Annotated in this window: 16 protein-coding genes; 13 read left to right on the plus strand and 3 right to left on the minus strand. The window is 54.0% G+C overall.

Features of this window, described 5'->3' with window-relative positions; all coding sequences use genetic code 11:
- Nucleotides 1-8 precede the first annotated feature (8 nt).
- Both K0H63_RS05570 and barA read right to left on the minus strand, forming a co-directional pair.
- The gene (locus tag K0H63_RS05570; protein ID WP_220067082.1) at nucleotides 9-614 is read right to left on the minus strand and encodes a YjaG family protein; all 606 of its coding nucleotides are present in this window, start codon (nucleotides 612-614) and stop codon (nucleotides 9-11) included.
- A complete protein-coding gene (gene barA, locus K0H63_RS05575; protein ID WP_434086747.1) occupies nucleotides 604-3,411 on the minus strand; it encodes a two-component sensor histidine kinase BarA in 2,808 nt (935 codons plus the stop codon). Before barA ends, K0H63_RS05570 begins: the two co-directional genes overlap by 11 nt.
- Before the next feature lie 112 nt (nucleotides 3,412-3,523).
- Here barA and rlmD point away from each other — a divergent pair, with 112 nt between their 5' ends.
- The 13 genes from rlmD to rpoS all read left to right on the plus strand — a co-directional run bounded on the left by rlmD (nucleotide 3,524) and on the right by rpoS (nucleotide 17,447).
- On the plus strand, nucleotides 3,524-4,855 hold the full coding sequence (gene rlmD, locus K0H63_RS05580; protein WP_220067084.1) for a 23S rRNA (uracil(1939)-C(5))-methyltransferase RlmD: 1,332 nt from the start codon (nucleotides 3,524-3,526) through the stop codon (nucleotides 4,853-4,855).
- Nucleotides 4,856-4,987: 132 nt separating this feature from the next.
- Entirely contained in the window at nucleotides 4,988-7,192 is a 2,205-nt protein-coding gene (gene relA / locus K0H63_RS05585) for a GTP diphosphokinase (RefSeq protein WP_220067085.1), read from the plus strand.
- A 110-nt stretch (nucleotides 7,193-7,302) separates the two neighbouring features.
- On the plus strand, nucleotides 7,303-8,130 hold the full coding sequence (mazG, locus tag K0H63_RS05590; protein WP_220067086.1) for a nucleoside triphosphate pyrophosphohydrolase: 828 nt from the start codon (nucleotides 7,303-7,305) through the stop codon (nucleotides 8,128-8,130).
- Nucleotides 8,131-8,227: 97 nt separating this feature from the next.
- Nucleotides 8,228-9,865 (plus strand): CTP synthase, encoded by a 1,638-nt coding sequence (gene pyrG, locus K0H63_RS05595; protein ID WP_220067087.1) that lies wholly within the window; start codon nucleotides 8,228-8,230, stop codon nucleotides 9,863-9,865.
- A gap of 219 nt (nucleotides 9,866-10,084) precedes the next feature.
- Entirely contained in the window at nucleotides 10,085-11,380 is a 1,296-nt protein-coding gene (eno, locus tag K0H63_RS05600) for a phosphopyruvate hydratase (protein ID WP_220067088.1), read from the plus strand.
- Between the two features lie 101 nt (nucleotides 11,381-11,481).
- Nucleotides 11,482-11,799 carry a cell division protein FtsB gene (gene ftsB, locus K0H63_RS05605; protein WP_220067089.1) on the plus strand — a complete coding sequence of 106 codons (318 nt, stop codon included), beginning with the start codon at nucleotides 11,482-11,484 and terminating at the stop codon, nucleotides 11,797-11,799.
- Complete coding sequence (gene ispD, locus K0H63_RS05610) at nucleotides 11,796-12,530, plus strand: 2-C-methyl-D-erythritol 4-phosphate cytidylyltransferase (RefSeq protein ID WP_220067090.1); 735 nt, start codon at nucleotides 11,796-11,798, stop codon at nucleotides 12,528-12,530. Before ftsB ends, ispD begins: the two co-directional genes overlap by 4 nt.
- 9 nt (nucleotides 12,531-12,539) lie before the next feature.
- Nucleotides 12,540-13,022 (plus strand): 2-C-methyl-D-erythritol 2,4-cyclodiphosphate synthase, encoded by a 483-nt coding sequence (gene ispF / locus K0H63_RS05615; protein ID WP_220067091.1) that lies wholly within the window; start codon nucleotides 12,540-12,542, stop codon nucleotides 13,020-13,022.
- Nucleotides 13,019-14,101 carry a tRNA pseudouridine(13) synthase TruD gene (gene truD / locus K0H63_RS05620; RefSeq protein ID WP_220067092.1) on the plus strand — a complete coding sequence of 361 codons (1,083 nt, stop codon included), beginning with the start codon at nucleotides 13,019-13,021 and terminating at the stop codon, nucleotides 14,099-14,101. The genes ispF and truD overlap by 4 nt, the downstream gene beginning before the upstream one ends.
- Nucleotides 14,082-14,828, plus strand: coding sequence for a 5'/3'-nucleotidase SurE (gene surE / locus K0H63_RS05625; RefSeq protein WP_220067093.1), 747 nt, complete (start codon nucleotides 14,082-14,084; stop codon nucleotides 14,826-14,828). Before truD ends, surE begins: the two co-directional genes overlap by 20 nt.
- A complete protein-coding gene (locus K0H63_RS05630; protein WP_220067094.1) occupies nucleotides 14,825-15,460 on the plus strand; it encodes a protein-L-isoaspartate(D-aspartate) O-methyltransferase in 636 nt (211 codons plus the stop codon). The genes surE and K0H63_RS05630 overlap by 4 nt, the downstream gene beginning before the upstream one ends.
- A 29-nt stretch (nucleotides 15,461-15,489) precedes the next feature.
- Nucleotides 15,490-16,380 carry a peptidoglycan DD-metalloendopeptidase family protein gene (locus tag K0H63_RS05635; RefSeq protein WP_220067095.1) on the plus strand — a complete coding sequence of 297 codons (891 nt, stop codon included), beginning with the start codon at nucleotides 15,490-15,492 and terminating at the stop codon, nucleotides 16,378-16,380.
- An 83-nt stretch (nucleotides 16,381-16,463) separates the two neighbouring features.
- On the plus strand, nucleotides 16,464-17,447 hold the full coding sequence (gene rpoS / locus K0H63_RS05640; RefSeq protein WP_220067096.1) for an RNA polymerase sigma factor RpoS: 984 nt from the start codon (nucleotides 16,464-16,466) through the stop codon (nucleotides 17,445-17,447).
- A gap of 128 nt (nucleotides 17,448-17,575) precedes the next feature.
- Here rpoS and mutS read toward each other — a convergent pair whose 3' ends face one another.
- Entirely contained in the window at nucleotides 17,576-20,140 is a 2,565-nt protein-coding gene (gene mutS, locus K0H63_RS05645; protein WP_220067097.1) for a DNA mismatch repair protein MutS, read from the minus strand.
- Nucleotides 20,141-20,160: the final 20 nt, after the last annotated feature.

Consider the following 20,160-nt stretch of genomic DNA (forward strand, 5'->3'; position numbering starts at 1 on the left):
TAGCCGTTTCAGGCTTCCTGCAGGCTGATACCAATATTGGAAACGCCGCTGGATACCAGCTCTTTGCGCAGTGCCTTGATAAAATCCGCCGACATATCCGGATTGTCTTCAATCAGCTCCAATAATGTGCCTTGCAGCTCACGCTCTGCGACCATGGCTTCATGGGCAAAGACAAAGTCATCCAGCGCCTCGTCTTCCAACTCCACATCGATGATGGCTTCAATATAGTTGGCCACGGTAGCGGAAGACAGCTTACTGATATTGGTGATGTCTTCTTCGATTTTGCTCTCGATGCCGCTGAGCAGGCTTATCAGGGCGACCACGGCATCCATGGCAGGGTACACGCCATAAACATCAAAGTTTTCCGGCTCAGGGATCACCTCTTCGAGTTTGTTGGTGTGCAGCTCCAGGTTTAACTTCAGCTTTCTGTCGTAGAGCGACTGCCACAACAGGTTAAGCACGGTGTCCAGCACCTTGGGATCGCCATATTCACAGACCTCTGAAAACAGCTGATAGTTGGGATACATGCGCTGGCACAGGGCTACGGCGAATAATTGCTTTTGTGGCAAAGACAGCGCTTTAAGACGCTTGAAAAATCCGGGTTTAGAACTCATTGGGTACTTCCGCTGACATCTGGGAAATTACTTGGGTTGCCGCCGATTCTACCTTAGTCAGCTCATCAAGTAACTCAAGGATTTCCGGTTCAACATCCGCCACATCGGCGCCACGCTTCAGCGCAGACTCAATTTGCTGGCAGAGTTTTTGGGTGGTGGGCACGCCGCAATAGCAACTGGCCCCGTGAAGTTTGTGCACCGTATACAGCATAGACTCGTTATCGCTGCGGGCCATGGCAAGCTCGATATCGTTAACCGTACCGGGCAAGGACTCCAGCATCATCTTCAACATGTCGATGGCCAGATCCTCTTTCTGATTGGCCTGGCTCAGGCACAGCTCCCAGTTGAGAGTGTTACTGTCGAAATGGGTGAATTTGGGCCGGGTTAGCCAGCGCGAAATCACCCCTTTAAGGGCGGCTTCATCGATGGGCTTGGGCAGATAACCGTCCATGCCGCTTGCCTGAATGCGCTCACGTTCTTCGTTAATGGCGTGGGCGGTAACGGCAATAATCGGGGTATTGCGGTTGAGTGAGTCCTGACGGATAAGCCGGGTGGCTGTGACCCCATCGGTGCCCGGCATCTGAATATCCATAAAGATGAGGTCGAACGAGCGACTCTTGGCCAGCGCCACCGCCTGATCGCCACTGCTGACCGCCACCACGTTGGCAACCAGCTCTTTCAGCAAGGTGTCGATAAGCTTGAGGTTGGCCAGGTTATCGTCCACTGCCAACACATTGAGGGGATGGCGGGCGCTGGGTTTGGTGGCCAGCGCCGGTTTGGGCGCGGCGTTTTTCTTCACCGGTGGGAAAATCAGGTTTTGCGCCAGTTTCAGCTCACTCACAGGCAGCTGCAGCACCAAATCCACAAAGGGCTCCATCTCCTGGGTGTACACTTCAGGGTCGAGGCAATCGTTAAGCAGCAGCAGCGAGCCTGTATGGTCTTTCACCTGCGACAGGTGCCGCTGGAGATCTTCGCACGATTCGCAGCTTTGGCCGGATAACAGGATGGCGTCGTAGTGCCTGTCGTCCAAATGCCGCTCCAGTTCATCTTCGTTGCTCGCCAGTGTCACCATCATGTGCCAGTCCTTTAGCTTACGGGCAATGGACTCGCGGGTGAGTTTGCGGGGCTCAAACAAGAGTACTGAGTGGCCGATGAGTTTTTCCAGCGGCAGGGTATCGTGTACCGGGAAGGGGCTGAGCTGCAGCGGCACGGTAAACCAGAAGCTGGAGCCTTTGCCGACCTCGGAATTAAAGCCTATGCGGCCGCCCATCATTTGCACCACCAAACGCTTGGTGATAACCAGCCCAAGACCCGTGCCGCCGTAGCGACGGGAAATGGAGGAGTCGGCCTGACCAAAGGCCTGGAACAAGAGTTCCTGCTGTTCGGGGTCAATACCTATGCCTGTGTCAGTCACTTCACAGCGCAGGGTCAGGTTGTTGTCTTCCAGGCTGGCAAGACTGATTTTGAGATGGACACTGCCTTCCTCGGTAAATTTGATGGCGTTGCCCAGGAGGTTGGTCATCACTTGCCCGAGGCGCATTACATCGCCACTGAGGTTTTCCGGTACGTTGGCATCCACATCCACCACAAACTCAAGCCCTTTGGCATGGGCGCTGCCTGCCAGCAGGTTGATGGTGTCCTCCAGTGATGCGCGCAGGCCAAAGGGCATGGTTTCGAGCACCATCTTGTTGGCTTCAAGCTTGGAGAAGTCGAGGATGTCGTTGATTATCTGAAGCAAACTGGTGGCACTGCGCTCGATGGTTTTGATGTATTCCATCTGGCTGGAATGCAGCGGGGTTTTCAGCAGCTGTCGGGCAAAACCAATCACCCCGTTGAGCGGTGTTCTGAGCTCATGGGACATGTTGGCCAAAAACTCAGACTTGATGCGGCTCGCTTCCTGTGCATCTTTCTTGGCGCGATCCAGTGCTATGTTCTGGATTTCAATCTGTTCCAGGGTTTCGCGAAGATCAGATGTGGCCTGGTCGATGTTTTGCTGCATCTCATCATGGTATTCCGACAGCGATGCCGCCATGGCGTTAATACCTCGATTGAGCAGGTCCAGCTCTCCGATGAGATTGCCTTCAAGCCGTGCATCCAGTTTACCTTCGCGGATTTTGCCCACCAGTTTCACCATGTCGGTGATGGGCTGGGTCACGTTTTTTACCAGACGGAAGGTAAACAGGAGGTTTAACTGCACGCCTATCAGCACAATGATAAAGGCGGCAACGGCGGCCCTGTGCTGCTCAAGCAGCGCCTTTTCCTTGTTCAGCATCATGGAGACGTAGCCGAGCAGGGTCGCGTTGGAGTTGTCCGGCATGATAACGGCTTCACTGAAGCGGCCACCGCCTTCATCGCTGCTGTCGCCCATGGGCTGCTTGTCGCTGATGGCAAAGATGGGGGTGCGAACAATCAGGGTGTCTCCTTCATGTTCGAATTGGGTTTCTTTGAGGCTTTCCAGCGCTTCTTTGTAGCGCATCACCTCAAAGTCTTTGTGATAGTGCGAGGTGACAAATAACTGATTGTTAATGTCAAAAATGGCAATGGATTTGACCAGTGTCGACTTGTTGAGTTGAGCGCGGGCCAAGAGGATTTTGGTGATTTCGCGGTTATTGGTCGACAGGCTCTGCTCAGCCGAAATGGCCAGAGGTTCTATGATGTTACTGCCCATATCCTTGAGCGTGTCTTCAAGATCATAGAAGCGGTTTATGGTAAAGTAACTGCCCAAAAGGATACCAACGAGGATAGTGGGCGCGAGCGCCAACACCAATACCCAGGACCGCAGACTGTATTTTGTCATATTGTGCGCGGTATTCATGTGCTGGGTTGTCCCTGATTTCCTTTGAGTTTGAATGTACTAAGACTGCCAGAAACCCGGCTGTCTTAACAGATTTTTCTTGTATGAGGCCACAATGGCGCAGTTTTTCAAAGCGAAACCCAATCAAGCGAAAAAGCTCTCCCAAAAGATAGCACTCACAGTGCAAAGACTCGATCATTTGGGCGCCGGCATTGCCGAACATCAGGGCAAGGTGGTGTTTATTCCGGGCGCTTTGCCGGGCGAAACCGTAGAAGTGCAGCTCACTGAGCAAAAGAAAAACTATGCCCATGCCAAGCTGCAGCGGGTGTCTGAGGCGAGCCCTGACCGGCAAACACCGCCTTGCCCCTGGTATGGCAAATGCGGTGGCTGCGACTTACAGCATCTGTCGCTGCCACGTCAGCTTGAATACAAGCGCCAGGCACTGGGTGATATTGTCAGCCGCGCGGCAGCCCAGCCTGTGACTGTGAACTGCGATGACCTGAGCGGTGACAGCTGGCATTACCGTCGCCGGGCCAGGTTAGCCACCTTGCTGGATAAAGACACCAACAAGCTTGCGCTGGGATTCCGGGAAGAGGGCAGTAAATCGGTAGTGGGTATCGACAGCTGCGCTGTGCTCGCCGGGCCTCTCTCTGACCTTATATCGCCTTTTGCCACGCTCCTTAACCGTCTCAAAGGCAAGCAGCGCTTGGGGCATCTTGAGCTGACACTGGCCGCCAACGGGCTTTTTGCCGTGCTGAGGGTTACGGCCCCATTGGCCCAAAGCGATAAAAAACTGCTTTCGGCCTTCGCCGATGAGCGGCAAATTGCCTTCTTGTTGCAGGGCAATGAAGGGGAGCTTGAGTTTCTTTCCAGCGGCCATGAGTTGCCTTATTACCAATTGGATGAGCTTAAGCTTGCTTTCGCGCCGGGCAACTTTATTCAGGTCAATGGCGAGGTCAACCAGGCCATGGTCAAACAGGCCATAAACTGGCTCGACGTGCAGGCCGGTGAGCGGGTGCTCGACCTCTTTTGCGGCGTGGGGAACTTCAGTTTGCCACTTGCACAGCAGGGCGCTGAAGTGATTGGCGTTGAAGGTGTGCCGGAAATGGTGGCGCAGGCGAAGAAAAACGCCGCCATTAACGGTCTGGATAACCTCAGTTTTTACTGCGCCGACCTCAGTGAAGATTTGGCCGCCGAACCCTGGCTTGGCAAAATCGATAAGCTGCTCCTGGACCCGGCCCGAGCCGGTGCATACGAGAGTCTGAAGTGGCTTAAAAAAATGAAACCTTCCAGGGTGCTTTATGTCTCCTGTAACCCGGCAAGCCTTGCCCGCGATTCAGTGCTGCTGTTCGAGGCCGGATATCAATTGACCCGCCTTGGTCTGGTGGACATGTTCCCCCAGACCCATCACAGCGAAGGCATGGCCTTGTTCGAATTGGTCAATTAACGGATGAATTTTGCTGGATGTAGCAAAATTAATGGACAATCGGTCCGCTTGGGTTTGACAAGCGCGTGCCAATCCTGAAGATAAAGTCTTTAACTTGTTTGGCCCAGAGTGGGAAGAGGGATCCTTAAGCCTATGGTGTCTGTCCGCGAAGCACATTTCAACGATGTCGATTTCAATCTGGAAGACTGGGTGGTTCGTTATGTGGACGACGCCGAGGACGCCAGGGTGCTGCTTGAGCTGCTGCGTACTGTTCAGGCGATGCCGGTAAAGGACGCCAAGGCCCACGATGCCCTGATGTCCCGCGCCAGAGAGATGATTGAAATCCTGGCTCCCCTCAATATGGATCTGGAGACCCTGCAGGCGGCCGTGCTGTTTTCGGTGCAGGAAGCGGGGCTCTTACCCCAAGAAAAACTCATCGAAAAGTTTGGTGACAAGCTGGGTAATCTGGTGGCCAGTGTGGTGACCATGAATGCCATCGGCAGCCTGAAACTGAGTGAGCAGTCGCGCTCGGCCGAAATGCAAATCGACAACATCCGTAAGATGCTGCTGGCCATGGTGGAAGATGTACGCGCCGTGGTGATTAAGCTTGCCGAGCGGGTGTGTTTGCTGCGGGCGGTAAAAAATGCCGACGAAGAAACCCGGGTGCTGCTGGCCCGAGAAATCGCCGATATCTACGCGCCGCTGGCAAACCGTTTGGGGATTGGCCAGCTCAAGTGGGAGCTGGAAGATATTTCCTTCCGCTATCTGCACCCAGAAACCTACAAGGAAATCGCCAAGCAGCTCGACGGTAAGCGCATCGATCGTGAAACCTACATAGAGCAGTTTGTGAATGACCTGCAGGCCAAGCTCGATGAAGAGCACATTCGCGCCAAGGTCTATGGCCGTCCCAAACACATTTACTCCATCTGGCGCAAGATGAAGGGCAAACACCTCAAGTTCGATGAGCTGTTTGATGTGCGCGCCGTGCGTATCGTTACCGACCGTTTGCAGGACTGCTACGGCGCTCTGGGTGTGGTGCACACCCTCTACCATCATATTCCCCGGGAGTTTGACGACTATGTCGCCAACCCCAAGCCCAACGGCTATCAGTCCATCCACACTGTGGTGGTGGGGCCTGAAGGCAAAACCGTTGAAATTCAAATTCGTACCGAAGCCATGCATCAGGACGCCGAGCTTGGTGTTGCTGCCCACTGGAAATACAAGGAAGGCCATGCGGGCAAACAGAGCGGCTACGAAGAGAAAATTAACTGGCTGCGTAAAATCCTGCAGTGGCAGGAAGACGTGGTGGAAAGCGGCAATCTGGTGGAAGAAATTCGCAGCCAGGTGTTTGAAGACAGGGTGTATGTATTTACCCCCTCCGGCGAAGTGGTGGACTTGCCAGCAGGCAGTACCGTGCTCGACTTTGCCTATTACATCCACTCCCAGGTTGGCCACAAGTGTATTGGCGCCAAGGTGGATGGCCGCATCGTGCCCTTCACTTATCAGGTGGAAACCGGTGAGCGGATTGAAATCATCACCTCCAAGCACCCCAATCCCAAGCGCGATTGGCTCAACCCCAACCTGGGGTATATCAGGACATCCCGTGCCCGCAGCAAAATCCAGCATTGGTTCAAGCAACAGGACAGGGACAAAAACCTGGCCGCCGGCCGCGAGATGCTGGAGGTTGAACTTGGCCGTGTGGGCCTGACGTTAAAAGATGCTGCCAGCGCCATAGAGCGCTTTAACATGACCAACATGGACGACCTCTTGGCGGCCATCGGTGGCGGTGATGTGCGCCTCAATCAGGTGGTAAACCACATTCAAAGCCGGATGCGGGTGCATGAGATTTCCGACGAAGAGGCGGTGGAAGATCTGGTCAAGAAAGGCCAGCATAAACCCATTGCCAAGACCCGGGATCAGATTGAAGTCAACGGCGTGGGTAATCTCCTAAGCCATATTGCCCAGTGCTGTCGCCCGGTGCCCGGTGATGAAATTTTCGGTTTTATCACCAAGGGCCGCGGTATTTCAGTGCACCGCGCCGACTGTGAGCAGGTAAAAGAGCTGATGCGCGCCCATCCCGAGCGGGTGGTGGACGTGGTTTGGGGAGAAAACTACTCAGGTGGCTACAAAATCCGCCTGCGGGTACTCGCCAACGACAGAACCGGTTTACTGCGGGATTTAACCTCGGTGCTGGCGGCCGAGAAATCCAACGTGCTTGCCATGAGCAGCTCATCGGATATCAAAAACCAGACCGCCGCGATTGAGCTGGAACTCGAGCTTTACAACGTCGATGGCCTCTCGAGGGTGCTGTCGAAGCTCGGTCAGGTGGATGGCGTGATTGAGGCACGCCGCCTCTAACGCCGGAGTCGATGAATCCTAAACCTTTCAAACAAGGCTGCGTCGCAGCCTTTGTTTTTAACGTGTTTTAAATCATAGCTGCGCAGAATGCACAGTAGAAGGGAATGCAAATGAGCACCGAAATCAGTGCAAATGAACAGCCAAATGCTGACATCAATCCGCTGCTGGTCATTATGGCCAAATTGCGCGACCCGGAGCATGGCTGCCCCTGGGACAAGGCGCAGAGCTTCGAAACCATAGTGCCCTTTACCCTGGAAGAGGCCTATGAAGTGGCTGACACCATAGAGCGGATGGATCTTGATGAGCTGCCGGACGAGCTTGGGGATCTCTTGTTTCAGGTGGTGTTTTATTGCCAGCTTGGCAAAGAGCAGGGACTGTTTGATTTCGATGAGGTGGTCAGACGCATCTGCGCCAAACTCACCTCCCGCCATCCGCACGTGTTTGGCGATCTTGAAGTGAGCTCCAGCAACGAGGTCAAAGATAACTGGGAAGCCATCAAGGCCTCTGAGCGCAAAGCAAAAGACAAACATTCGGTGCTGGATGATGTGCCGGTTGGCCTGCCGGCCCTAAGCCGCGCTGCCAAAATCCAGAAACGGGTTGCCCGGGTGGGCTTTGACTGGGGCGAGCTGCCGCCGGTGGTGGCCAAGGTGGAAGAAGAAATTGCCGAGGTACTGGCCGAAGTGCAGGTGGATAATCCCGACCCAGAGCGGGTTGCCAGCGAGATGGGCGACCTTTTGTTTGCAGTGGTGAACATGGCGCGCCATCTGGGCGTCGAGCCCGAGCAGGCGCTGCGCCGGGCGAATCAAAAGTTTGAACGCCGGTTTCGCGGCGTGGAGGAGTTGGCATCCCTGGGAGGCAGACAATTGACTGATTATTCCCTTGCCGAGCTTGATGGCTTCTGGGATCAGGTAAAAGAGCAGGAAAAATCTCCCCGTTGAGGTTTGTCGAAAGCACAGGGCTTTGATATACTGTCGCCCCGTCCTGGTGCTTTCTTACAAGCACATATTTTCACACTCATATTTTCTCAGGTTCAGCATGACGACAAGGTATATCTTCGTGACTGGCGGCGTGGTTTCGTCGCTGGGCAAAGGCATTGCAGCAGCATCATTGGCAGCCATTCTCGAGGCACGGGGCCTCAACGTGACCATCATGAAGCTGGATCCTTACATCAACGTTGACCCAGGTACCATGAGCCCGACACAACACGGTGAAGTGTTTGTGACTGAGGACGGCGCAGAGACGGATCTGGACCTGGGTCACTATGAGCGTTTCATCCGTACCAAGATGAACCGCCGTAACAACTTCACCACCGGCCGTATTTACGAAGAAGTTCTGCGTAAAGAGCGCCGCGGTGACTATCTGGGCGCCACCATCCAGGTTATTCCACACATCACCAACGCCATCAAGGCCAAGGTGCTGGAAGGCGGCGAAGGCCATGACGTGGCCATCGTTGAGATTGGCGGTACCGTGGGTGATATCGAATCGCTGCCGTTCCTCGAGTCTATCCGTCAGCTGGGCGTTGAACTGGGTCGTGACCGCTCCATGTTCATGCACCTGACTCTGGTGCCATTCCTCGGTGCTGCCGGCGAAGTGAAAACCAAGCCAACCCAGCACTCAGTAAAAGAACTGCGTTCTATCGGTATTGCGCCGGATATTCTGGTTTGCCGCGGTGACCGCGCCATTCCTGCCAACGAGCGAGCCAAGATTTCCCTGTTCTGTAACGTGGAAGAGCGCGCTGTTATCTCTTTGAAAGACGTTGACTCCATCTACAAGATCCCGGCACTGCTGACCTCTCAGGGTCTGGACGACCTGGTCTGCAAGCGTTTCCACCTGGAATGCAAAGAAGCCGACCTGTCTGAGTGGGAAAACGTGATTTATCAGGAAGCCAACCCCAACGGTGAAATCACCATTGGTATGGTGGGCAAGTACATCGAGCTGCCAGACGCCTATAAGTCAGTGAACGAGGCGCTCAAGCACGCTGGCCTGAAAAACCGCGTCACTGTGAACATCAAGTACATCGATTCACAAAGCGTAGAGGCCAAAGGCGAAGAAGCCCTGGCGGGCCTCGATGGTATTCTGGTACCCGGCGGTTTCGGTGAGCGTGGCGTGGAAGGTAAAATCCTGGCCGCCAAGTATGCCCGTGAAAACGACCTGCCTTACTTCGGTATTTGCCTCGGTATGCAGGTAGCCCTTATCGAGTTCGCCCGTAACGTGGCAGGCCTCACAGATGCGCACTCTACCGAGTTCAACAAGCAAACTCCTCATCCGGTTGTGGGTCTGATCACAGAATGGATCGACGAAGAAGGTAATATTGAGCAGCGCGACGAAGCGTCCGATCTGGGCGGCACCATGCGCCTTGGCGCACAGTTGTGTCACCTCAAGGCCGGTACTAAGGCTGCCGAAGCGTACGGCTCCGAGAGCTGTATTGAGCGTCATCGTCACCGCTACGAAGTGAACAACCACTATGTGAAGCAGTTGGAAAAAGCCGGTCTGGTATTCAGCGGCCTGTCTTCTGACCGCAAACTGGTGGAAATGATTGAACTGCCAAACCACCCATGGTTTGTGGCTGGTCAGTTCCATCCGGAGTTTACTTCAACACCCCGTGACGGACATCCGCTGTTCGAAGGTTTTGTGGCTGCAGCCAGAGCGCATCAAAAGCGCAGCCTGAGCTAATGCCAAGAGGCCGGTACCGCGATGGCAGTACCGGCCTTTTTGTTCCTTGTGGTTAATTATTCACCGTCACTAAATAAGCGATGGCACAAAAACATCAGAAAAATCAGATACCCATATCAGGGTGCATTCAATTTGGTTCATGAGCTCATGTAGCGCTGAGATGGGTATGGGTTTTTCTTTTCAACTTAACCTTTAATTCAAGACTAAATCGAGGACATTATGGCTAAGATTATCAAAGTGATCGGTCGTGAAATCATGGATTCACGCGGCAACCCAACTGTGGAAGCCGAAGTACACCTGGAAGGTGGCTTTGTGGGCATGGCAGCTGCGCCATCAGGTGCTTCTACCGGTAGCCGCGAAGCGCTGGAACTGCGTGACGGCGACAAGGCCCGTTACCTGGGTAAAGGCGTTCTGAAGGCCGTTGACAACGTAAATGGCCCTATCCGTGAAGCCCTGCTGGGTAAAGACGCCACCGCTCAGGCTGAGCTCGACGGCATCATGATCGCTCTGGACGGTACCGAGAACAAAGACAAGCTGGGCGCCAACGCCATTCTGGCTGTGTCTCTGGCCGCTGCCAAGGCCGCTGCCGCTGCAAAAGGCATCCCGCTGTACGCCCACATCGCTGAGCTGAACGGTACCCCAGGCCAGTACAGCATGCCTGTGCCTATGATGAACATCCTTAACGGTGGTGAGCACGCTGACAACAACGTGGACATCCAGGAGTTCATGGTGCAGCCAGTGAGCGCCAAGAGCTTCCGTGAAGCCCTGCGTATGGGCGCCGAGATCTTCCACAACCTGAAGAAAGTGCTGCAGTCTAAGGGTCTGAACACCGCCGTGGGTGACGAAGGTGGTTTTGCCCCTAACCTGGCTTCCAACGCCGATGCGCTGGCTGTAATCAAAGAAGCCGTTGAAGCCGCCGGTTATAAGCTGGGCACCGACGTGACCCTGGCGCTGGACTGCGCTGCGTCTGAATTCTACAAAGACGGTCAGTACGACCTGTCTGGCGAAGGCAAGGTATTCAGCTCAAACGGTTTCTCTGATTTCCTCAAGTCACTGACCGAGCAGTACCCAATCGTGTCTATCGAAGACGGTCTGGACGAGTCTGATTGGGATGGCTGGGCTTACCAGACCAAAATCCTCGGCGACAAGGTACAGCTGGTAGGTGACGACCTGTTCGTAACCAACACCAAGATCCTGAGCCGCGGTATTGAGCAGGGCATCGGTAACTCAATCCTCATCAAGTTCAACCAGATTGGTTCTCTGACCGAAACTCTGGCCGCTATCCGCATGGCCAAAGAAGCCGGTTATACTGCCGTTATCTCTCACCGCTCAGGCGAAACCGAAGATGCGACCATTGCCGATCTGGCCGTGGGCACCGCTGCCGGTCAAATCAAGACAGGTTCTCTGTGCCGCTCTGACCGTGTTGCCAAGTACAACCAGCTGCTGCGTATCGAAGAGCAACTGGGTGAGAAAGCGCCATACCGCGGTCTGACCGAAATCAATGCCAAGGGCTAATCGCCTGATAAAATTTGATTGAATGTGCAAAAGGCCACCCCCAAGGTGGCCTTTTTTGTTGTAATATCTCCCCAAATTCACCCAATCACTGCAATTCTTCCATGAAGCCATTCGTTCTGGTTCTCTTTGCCTTGCTGGCGTTGCTCCAGTACCGGCTGTGGTTTGGCGAAAATAGCCTTACCGAGTACTTCACCCTGAAAGACAGGATAAGCCATCAGCAATCCGGTAATGCCGAGTTGCTGGAACGCAATGAGGTACTGAAAGAAGAAATTCAGGACCTGAAAAGTGGTACAGAGGCGCTGGAAGAGCGGGCCCGTAATGAACTTGGGTTGATTGAACAGGGTGAAACTTTCTTCCGGGTTGTGGGTAACGATAGTCGTAGTACCCGCTCACAGGAACAGTCACAGGATAATCAATGAATTCTCAACCAGGCTCCAGTGGCTGCATTGTCGCCATAGTTCCGGCGGCCGGTATTGGCAGTCGTATGGGGGCCACTATCCCCAAGCAATACCTGCCGTTATTGGATAAACCTATTCTGGCTCATACCCTGCAAAGGCTGCTCTCGCACCCGGCCATCGATAAGGTCATAGTCGCCCTGTCGGCCGAAGATAGCTGGTTTGACAGTTTGGCTGAGGCGCACAGCCCCAAGCTTACCCGGGTACTGGGCGGAAAAGAGCGCGCCGATTCGGTATTGGCAGCCCTTTCTGCATTGCCGGATAACAGCGATGCCTGGGCGCTGGTGCATGATGCCGCCAGGCCCTGTTTGACCCATGGTGACATAGATGCGCTGCTTGAGAGTCGGCAGCACTTCCCACAAGGGGCGATACTCGCCATGCCGGTGCGGGATACCATGAAGCGGGCGGCGAAGGATGGCAGCATAGACGCCACAGTCTGCCGCGAAGCCCTCTGGCATGCATTAACGCCGCAGCTGTTTCCGGCAACGAGCTTGAAACAGAATCTGGAGCAGGCGCTGGCCGCCGGTGTTTCTATCACCGACGAGGCGTCGGCGATGGAGTGGGCCGGAGTGCATCCGGGGCTGGTCAGTGGCCGTGCCGACAACATCAAGGTTACCCACCCGGATGATTTACAGCTGGCGGCCCTATTTTTAGAAGCCCAGCAGGTTCTTCAGGCCCAGCAGCAAAATACTTAAGGAATTTCCATGAAAATCAGGATTGGCCACGGTTTTGATGTGCACAAGTTTGGCGCAGACCGTCCACTCATTCTCTGCGGCGTCGAAGTGCCTTACGACACAGGACTTATTGCCCATTCCGATGGCGACGTGGTGCTGCATGCCATCAGCGATGCCATCCTGGGTGCCATGGCACAGGGTGATATCGGCAAGCACTTTCCCGACACCGATGCTGCCTATGAAGGGGCCGACAGCCGTGTGCTGTTACGTCACTGCTTTAAGCTTGCCCAGGAGCGAGGCTTTGCCATTGGCAACCTGGATGTGACCATCATCGCCCAGGCCCCAAAGATGTTACCCCACATCGAGGCCATGCGTGCTGTGTTGGCGGACGATCTGCAAACTGAGCTTAATAATATCAACGTAAAAGCGACCACTACCGAGAAGCTTGGCTTCACCGGTCGCAAAGAAGGCATCGCCGTGGAAGCTGTGGTGTTGATGGAGAATGTGAAATGACTGAGCTGACTTATCTCTACGGCAAGCCGGCTGTAAGCGCCGATATCCGCACCCACAACAGCGATTTCCAGGTAAAGGAAATCCTCCCGTTCCTGCCCGAAGGTGAGGGCGAGCACCACCTGCTCCATATCCGTAAAGATGGGTTAAACACAGCTCAGGTGGCGGAGATGATTTCCAAATTTGCCAAGGTCCATCCCAAAGAAGTGACCTTTGCCGGCCAAAAGGACAAAAACGCCATTACCGAGCAGTGGTTTGGCGTACGTATTCCCGGTAAGGAAACCCCTGACTGGGCCGCCATGAGCAATGAGCAGATGCAGGTGCTGTCGTTTGCCCGCCATGGTAAGAAGCTGCGCACCGGCGCGCTCTCAGGCAACCGCTTTACCCTGGTACTGCGCAATGTTTCCGACCCTGAGACGCTGGTTGCAAGGCTCGAGCAGGTGCGTTCTGGCGGTGTGCCCAATTATTTTGGCGAGCAACGTTTTGGCCATGACGGTGGCAATCTGGTTAAGGCGCGGCAGATGTTCGAAGGCCGCAAGGTCAAAGACAGAAACAAGCGCAGCCTGTATCTCTCAGCGGTGCGCTCAGAGCTTTTCAATCAGGTGGCCAGCGCGCGTCTGGCGCGTTTTGGCGCCGCGCCCATCGAGGGTGATTGTGTAATGCTTTCTGGCTCACGCAGCTTTTTTACCGCTGAAAGCTGGGATGACACCCTGAATAAGCGTCTCGCCGAGCAGGACATCCAGTTGTCGGCGCCCCTGTGGGGCCGCGGTGAGATGCTCGCCAGGGGCGAGGCCGGCGAGTTTGAGTCTGAGGTGCTGGCGCCGTATGCACTCGAGCGCGATGGTCTTGAAAAAGAAGGCCTAACCCAAGAGCGCCGTGCACTGCTGCTCCGTCCTGAGCAGCTTAGCTTTAAAGTGGATGGCGATACCCTGACCCTGGATTTCTGCCTGCCTGCCGGTGCTTTTGCCACCAGTGTGCTCAGAGAGCTTTGCGAATACACAGACGTGAAAGAGCTGGAGTGGCGCCGGGCGGTGGCCGAGCGTCAGGCTCAGGAGGCAGCCAATGCGCCTGTTGGTGAGTAACGATGACGGGGTGCATGCCCCGGGTATCAAGGCGCTCGCCGAGGCGTTAAAGACCATAGCCCATGTGGATGTGGTGGCGCCAGACAGAAACTGCTCCGCTGCAAGTAATTCGCTGACCTTGACTAATCCATTGAGAATTAATAGGTTAGACAACGGATATATTGCGGTTAACGGTACACCATCGGATTGTGTGCACATCGCCATTCGCGAGATATGCACCCAAGAGCCTGAGCTGGTGGTTTCGGGGATCAACGCTGGGGCTAATATGGGGGACGATACCCTGTATTCCGGCACAGTGGCTGCGGCCATGGAGGGGCGGTTTCAGGGCCTGCCGGCCATTGCTGTGTCCCTGTCAGCCAGAAATCCAGAGCACTATGATGCGGCTGCGCAAATTGCAGTGCGTATCGTTGAAGGATTGAAGGCTCACCCATTGCCAGCGGACCAAATTCTTAATGTGAATGTGCCCGATTTGCCTATTGAGCAAATCAAGGGCATCAAGGTGACTCGCCTTGGGGCGCGTCACAGGGCCGAAGGGGTGGTAAGAACCAACGACCCGGCGGGTCGGGAAATTTTCTGGCTTGGTCCTCCGGGTGAGGAGCTGGATGCCAGCGAAGGCACCGATTTTGGCGCCGTAGCCGAAGGCTATGTTTCCATCACGCCGTTAACCGTCGACCTGACCGCACACAGTCAACTGAACGCACTGGCAAACTGGATAGAAAAGATATGAACCAGACCGGCTCGACGGTGGCTATCAACCTTGCAAAGAAGTTGTATGACGCGGGGATCCGCGACAACCTCGTTTTGCAGGCCATCGCCAACACGCCCCGGGAAATGTTTCTTGATGCCGCACTGGCACACAAAGCCTATGAGAACACCGCGCTGCCCATAGGTCAGGGGCAGACAATTTCCCAACCCTATATTGTTGCCCGCATGACAGAGCTGGTAATGCAAAACCGGCCTCAACGGGTGCTGGAAGTGGGTACGGGCTCTGGCTATCAGGCGGCTATCCTGGCGAAGCTGGTACCAGAGCTTTGCACCATAGAGCGCATCAAGGCACTGCAAATTCAGGCAAGGCAACGTCTTAAGCGCCTCGATTTGCACAATGTGTCTTTTAAATACGGTGATGGTTGGCAGGGTTGGCCCAACCGTGGCCCCTTCGATGCCATCATGGTGACTGCTGCAGCTGCCAGCGTGCCAGCCGCTTTACTTGAGCAATTGTCTGAAGGCGGGAGGCTCATTATCCCGGTGGGTGAGGATGCCCAGCAATTATTGGCCATCACTCGCACAGGGCAGGATTATGCTTCCGAGGTCATTGAGTCAGTAAAGTTTGTGCCCTTGGTCAATGGAAACCTGGCGTAAATCATGCTGACTTCGGGAGCTGTTCATTCATGTTGAGATTGACAACTTGCTGCCTTTGTTTGCTCCTGTTGGCTGGTTGCAGCATGCAGGCGCACTCGCCTGCACCAGTCGAAAGCCTGAATTCCAAAAAAAAGCCCGCACACCCCAAGGGAAGTCTGACCAGTTCAACTTATAGAGTAAAAAAGGGCGATACCCTTTACTCCATTGCCTGGGGAGCTGGCACGGATTACCACGAATTAGCCAAGATTAATCAACTAAATAAACCGTACACTATCTTTCCCGGGCAGGTTTTAAAGCTGTCATCGACGGCTAAAAACACCAAGCCAACAAAGCAAACCACAACGGCTTCCTCGAAACCGGAAACCAAGTCGGTAACAGTCAAAAATGATAAAAAACAAAGCGCTAGCCCAGTTGTGTCCAGCGGTCAATCATCCGTAGTAGCACAGAAAAAAACACTTGATCCGAAAAATAAAGCTGATTACGCTGTAACAAGTTCACAACAAGGCGATAACCTGGTAGCGGCTGCCACTGACGGTTTACCGAGTGAAGTAGCACGCTGGCTCTGGCCAGCAAAAGGACGCTTGATTGGGACTTTCTCTGCCAGAGAGCAGGGGAGTAAAGGGATCAAAATAGCGGGAAGACGCGGGGATCCGGTCAGAGCCGCCGCCGAAGGGCGAGTGGTGTATTCTGGCAACGCACTGAGAGGCTACGGCAACCTGGTCATTATCAAGCACAGTGAGGACTTCCTCAGTGCTTATGCCCATCTGGACAAGATCCTGGTGACAGAAAAGCAACGGGTCAGTGCAGGACAGACAGTTGCGACCATGGGGAATACTGACGCTGAACACGTGATGCTTCACTTCGAGATCCGTGATCATGGTGTATCAGTCAATCCACTTAAGTATTTGCCGAAGAAATAATTTACGGCCGCCAATTTTGGCATTTGGAGGATAAAAAAGTGATTTAAAGTCATAAACAAATTTTGGGTTTGGGAGACAATATTATGAGCTTGAAAAACAATACGCTTGTTGCCGAAAAGCTTGTAGATTTTTCCGGAAAAGAAGCAGATTGCGACACCAATATGGACGGTGAAGAAGTCAGTCTGGTTCAAGACCTGGAGCTGGAACAGCAGGTTCAGGACGATTTACAACGTAACCTTGATGCTACTCAACTCTATTTGAGTGAAATTGGTTTTTCCCCTCTGCTGACTGCAGAAGAAGAAGTTTATTATTCCCGCAAAGCATTGCGCGGCTGTGAAAAGTCACGTAATCGCATGATCGAAAGCAACCTGCGGCTGGTAGTGAAAATAGCGCGTCGCTACAACAATCGTGGACTTGCTCTGCTCGACCTAATTGAAGAAGGTAACCTTGGCCTTATCCGGGCCGTTGAAAAGTTTGATCCTGAGCGTGGATTCCGTTTCTCGACCTATGCCACTTGGTGGATACGCCAGACCATTGAACGGGCCATCATGAATCAAACCCGCACCATTCGTTTGCCCATTCACGTGGTTAAAGAACTCAATGTGTATCTGAGAACCGCCCGTGAATTGGCGCATAAGCTCGATCATGAGCCTACCGCTGAGGAAATTGCGGCCAAACTGAACCTCCCCAGCGTTGAAGTGAGCCGTATGCTCAAGCTCAACGAAAAAATTACTTCTGTGGATGTGCCCCTGGGTGGTGACAACGATAAGGCGCTGTTGGATGTATTACCCGATGATGACTCTGTTGGCCCAGACTATAAGGTGCAGGACGAGGACATTTCAAATTCGGTGGTGAATTGGCTCAATGAGCTCAACACCAAGCAGCGGGAAGTGTTGGCACGTCGTTTTGGTCTGCTCGGTTATGAGCCATCAACTCTGGAAGATGTGGGTGCCGAAATCGGTCTGACCCGTGAGCGTGTAAGGCAAATTCAGGTAGAAGCGCTTAAGCGTTTAAGAGACATTTTGAGTGCTCAGGGGCTGTCGGTGGAAGCCCTGTTCAGAACCTAAAAGATACTGGCAATAAAAAACGCCTCAATGAATGAGGCGTTTTTGTTTTATGGTTTCGCGTCCTGAGCATTACTGCCCTTTGCCTCACAGTCGAAAATATTCAGCTCGCGTCAGCTAATGCTTGGCTTTCAGACTAAACGTTTTAACTCGAACAGGAGTTCCAGCGCTTGACGCGGACTTAAATCGTTTGGATCTATTGCCTTAAGACGAAGCTCTGCAGCAGAAGGCTCAGGTGTCATAGTCAATGGCAACGCTTGCTGCTTGCTCATATCGACCCCGTGATCGCGACTTTCCAGCTGATGCAGCTTGTGTTTGGCTGCCTTGATGACGTTGGCTGGAACCCCTGCAAGTGCGGCCACCTGCAAACCATAACTCTTACTGGCTGCGCCTTCCTGTACTGCGTGCATAAAGGCAATAGTATCATCATGCTCAATGGCATCCAGATGCACATTGTGAACCCCGGGGAGCATTTCTGGCAGCTGGGTCAGCTCAAAATAGTGGGTTGCAAACAAGGTCATGGCACCGAGTTTCTGTGCCAGATATTCCGCCGCCGACCAGGCCAGTGACATACCATCGTAGGTCGAGGTGCCACGGCCAATTTCATCCATTAACACCAAGCTGTTGGCTGTCGCATTGTGCAAAATGTTGGCGGTTTCGGTCATTTCCACCATAAAGGTTGAGCGGCCGGAAGCGAGGTCATCACTGGCACCGATGCGGGTAAATATTCTGTCAACCGGGCCAATCAGGGCGCGCTCTGCGGGCACAAAACTGCCGATATGGGCCATCAGTGTAATAAGCGCAACCTGCCGCATATAGGTCGATTTACCGCCCATGTTTGGGCCAGTCACAATCAACATACGGCGTTGATTGGACAGTTCCACTGGGTTAGGGATGAAGGGGCTTTGGCTGACTCGCTCAACCACGGGGTGACGGCCTGCTTCAATTAAAATGCCCGTAATGTCGCTTAGCTCAGGGCAGTGATAGTTGAAGAGATCGGCCCTATCGGCAAAGTTTGCCAGCACGTCGAGTTCAGAGGCGGCGCGGGCAAAGTCCTGCAATTCCTGAAGCTTGGGCAATATCAAATCAAACAGATCTTCCCACAGCTGCTTTTCAAGCGCCAGCGCCTTGCCCTGGCTGGACAATACTTTCTCTTCGTATTCTTTAAGCTCAGGGGTGATATAGCGCTCTGTATTTTTAAGGGTCTGACGGCGCTGATAGGCAATGGGCACCAATGCCGATTGAGCGCGGCTGACCTCAATGTAGTAGCCATGTACCCGGTTATAGCCGACTTTGAGTGTGGCGATACCGGTGCGCTCTTTTTCACGCTGCTCCATCTGCTCCAGATAATCGATGCCACCATCGCTGAGCTTGCGCCATTCATCGAGCTCGCTGTGGTAGCCTTCGCGTATGACGCCGCCATCACGAATAAGGACTGGTGGGTTGTCGACTATGGCACGGCAAAGCAGCTCATACTCTTCGGGGAAGTCACCAAGAAGAATATTGAGTGACTTAAGATGGCGCGACTCACAGCGTTGTACGCGCTCGCGGATAAGCGGCAGAATGCCGAGGGCATCCCTTAACCGGGCAAAGTCCCTTGGGCGGGCGCTTCGTAGCGCCAGACGCGCCAGAATACGCTCTATATCGCCAAGGGCTTTAAGCTCTGCGCGAAGGTCCTCGTAAAGGCCTGTCTCCAACAATTCCTGCACTGCCTGCTGGCGACCGCGAATGGTATCGTGACAGCGCAGTGGCTGATGTATCCAGCGCTGCAGCATACGGCTACCCATGGCGGTGACGGTGTTATCCAGCACGCTGGCAAGGGTGTTTTCGCGGGAGCCCGACAGGCTGACAGTGAGCTCCAGATTGCGACGGGTGGCGGCATCCAGAATGATGCTGTCACCCTGATTGAAGCGCACGATGGAATTGATATGGGGTAGGGCGGTGCGCTGGGTATCTTTCACATATTGCATCAGACAGCCTGCGGCCTGCAGCGACAGACGCGCATCGGCAATGCCAAAGCCACGCAGATCGCGGGTACCGAACTGCTCAAGCAGCAACTTGATACAGGTATCGTAGTCAAACTCCCACTCGGGGCGGCGCCGCTTTCCCTTTATATGGTTAATCATCCCCATATCGGCGAAGTCTTCACTATATAACAGCTCTGCCGGACTGGTGCGCTGCAGCTCTGCCTCCAGCGCTTCACGGCTTGGCAATTCTGCAATCACAAAACGGCCGGATGCCACATCCAAAGTGGCAAAACCATAACCCACCTTGCCTTGATAAACCGCCGCCAGCAGGTTGTCCTGCCGTTCCTGCAGCAGGGCTTCATCGGTAAGGGTTCCCGGCGTGACTACACGAACGACTTTTCTCTCTACCGGACCTTTTGAGGTGGCCGGATCGCCAATTTGCTCACAAATGGCAACCGATTGCCCAAGTTGCACCAGCTTGGCGAGATACCCCTCTACCGCATGATAAGGGATCCCCGCCATGGGAATAGGATCCCCGCCACTCTTGCCACGCGCGGTCAGCGAGATGGCCAGCATTTCTGAGGCACGCTTGGCATCGTCATAAAAGAGTTCATAAAAGTCACCCATGCGATAGAACAGCAGCATATCCGGGTGTGCTGCCTTCATGGTCAGGTATTGACGCATCATGGGAGTGTGTTTTTCGAGATCAAGCAGGTCTGTGCTGTTCATTGCCACTCTGTAATTGCGAT

It is taken from the genome of Shewanella zhangzhouensis (assembly GCF_019457615.1).
Lineage (GTDB): Bacteria > Pseudomonadota > Gammaproteobacteria > Enterobacterales > Shewanellaceae > Shewanella > Shewanella zhangzhouensis.

Bases quoted from the DNA above. Each gene is read 5' to 3' on its own strand.
- K0H63_RS05570 (WP_220067082.1), bottom strand. From the start codon at position 614: ATGAGTTCTAAACCCGGATTTTTCAAGCGTCTTAAAGCGCTGTCTTTG.
- barA (WP_434086747.1), bottom strand. From the start codon at position 3,411: ATGACAAAATACAGTCTGCGGTCCTGGGTATTGGTGTTGGCGCTCGCG.
- rlmD (WP_220067084.1), top strand. From the start codon at position 3,524: ATGGCGCAGTTTTTCAAAGCGAAACCCAATCAAGCGAAAAAGCTCTCC.
- relA (WP_220067085.1), top strand. From the start codon at position 4,988: ATGGTGTCTGTCCGCGAAGCACATTTCAACGATGTCGATTTCAATCTG.
- mazG (WP_220067086.1), top strand. From the start codon at position 7,303: ATGAGCACCGAAATCAGTGCAAATGAACAGCCAAATGCTGACATCAAT.
- pyrG (WP_220067087.1), top strand. From the start codon at position 8,228: ATGACGACAAGGTATATCTTCGTGACTGGCGGCGTGGTTTCGTCGCTG.
- eno (WP_220067088.1), top strand. From the start codon at position 10,085: ATGGCTAAGATTATCAAAGTGATCGGTCGTGAAATCATGGATTCACGC.
- ftsB (WP_220067089.1), top strand. From the start codon at position 11,482: ATGAAGCCATTCGTTCTGGTTCTCTTTGCCTTGCTGGCGTTGCTCCAG.
- ispD (WP_220067090.1), top strand. From the start codon at position 11,796: ATGAATTCTCAACCAGGCTCCAGTGGCTGCATTGTCGCCATAGTTCCG.
- ispF (WP_220067091.1), top strand. From the start codon at position 12,540: ATGAAAATCAGGATTGGCCACGGTTTTGATGTGCACAAGTTTGGCGCA.
- truD (WP_220067092.1), top strand. From the start codon at position 13,019: ATGACTGAGCTGACTTATCTCTACGGCAAGCCGGCTGTAAGCGCCGAT.
- surE (WP_220067093.1), top strand. From the start codon at position 14,082: ATGCGCCTGTTGGTGAGTAACGATGACGGGGTGCATGCCCCGGGTATC.
- K0H63_RS05630 (WP_220067094.1), top strand. From the start codon at position 14,825: ATGAACCAGACCGGCTCGACGGTGGCTATCAACCTTGCAAAGAAGTTG.
- K0H63_RS05635 (WP_220067095.1), top strand. From the start codon at position 15,490: ATGTTGAGATTGACAACTTGCTGCCTTTGTTTGCTCCTGTTGGCTGGT.
- rpoS (WP_220067096.1), top strand. From the start codon at position 16,464: ATGAGCTTGAAAAACAATACGCTTGTTGCCGAAAAGCTTGTAGATTTT.
- mutS (WP_220067097.1), bottom strand. From the start codon at position 20,140: ATGAACAGCACAGACCTGCTTGATCTCGAAAAACACACTCCCATGATG.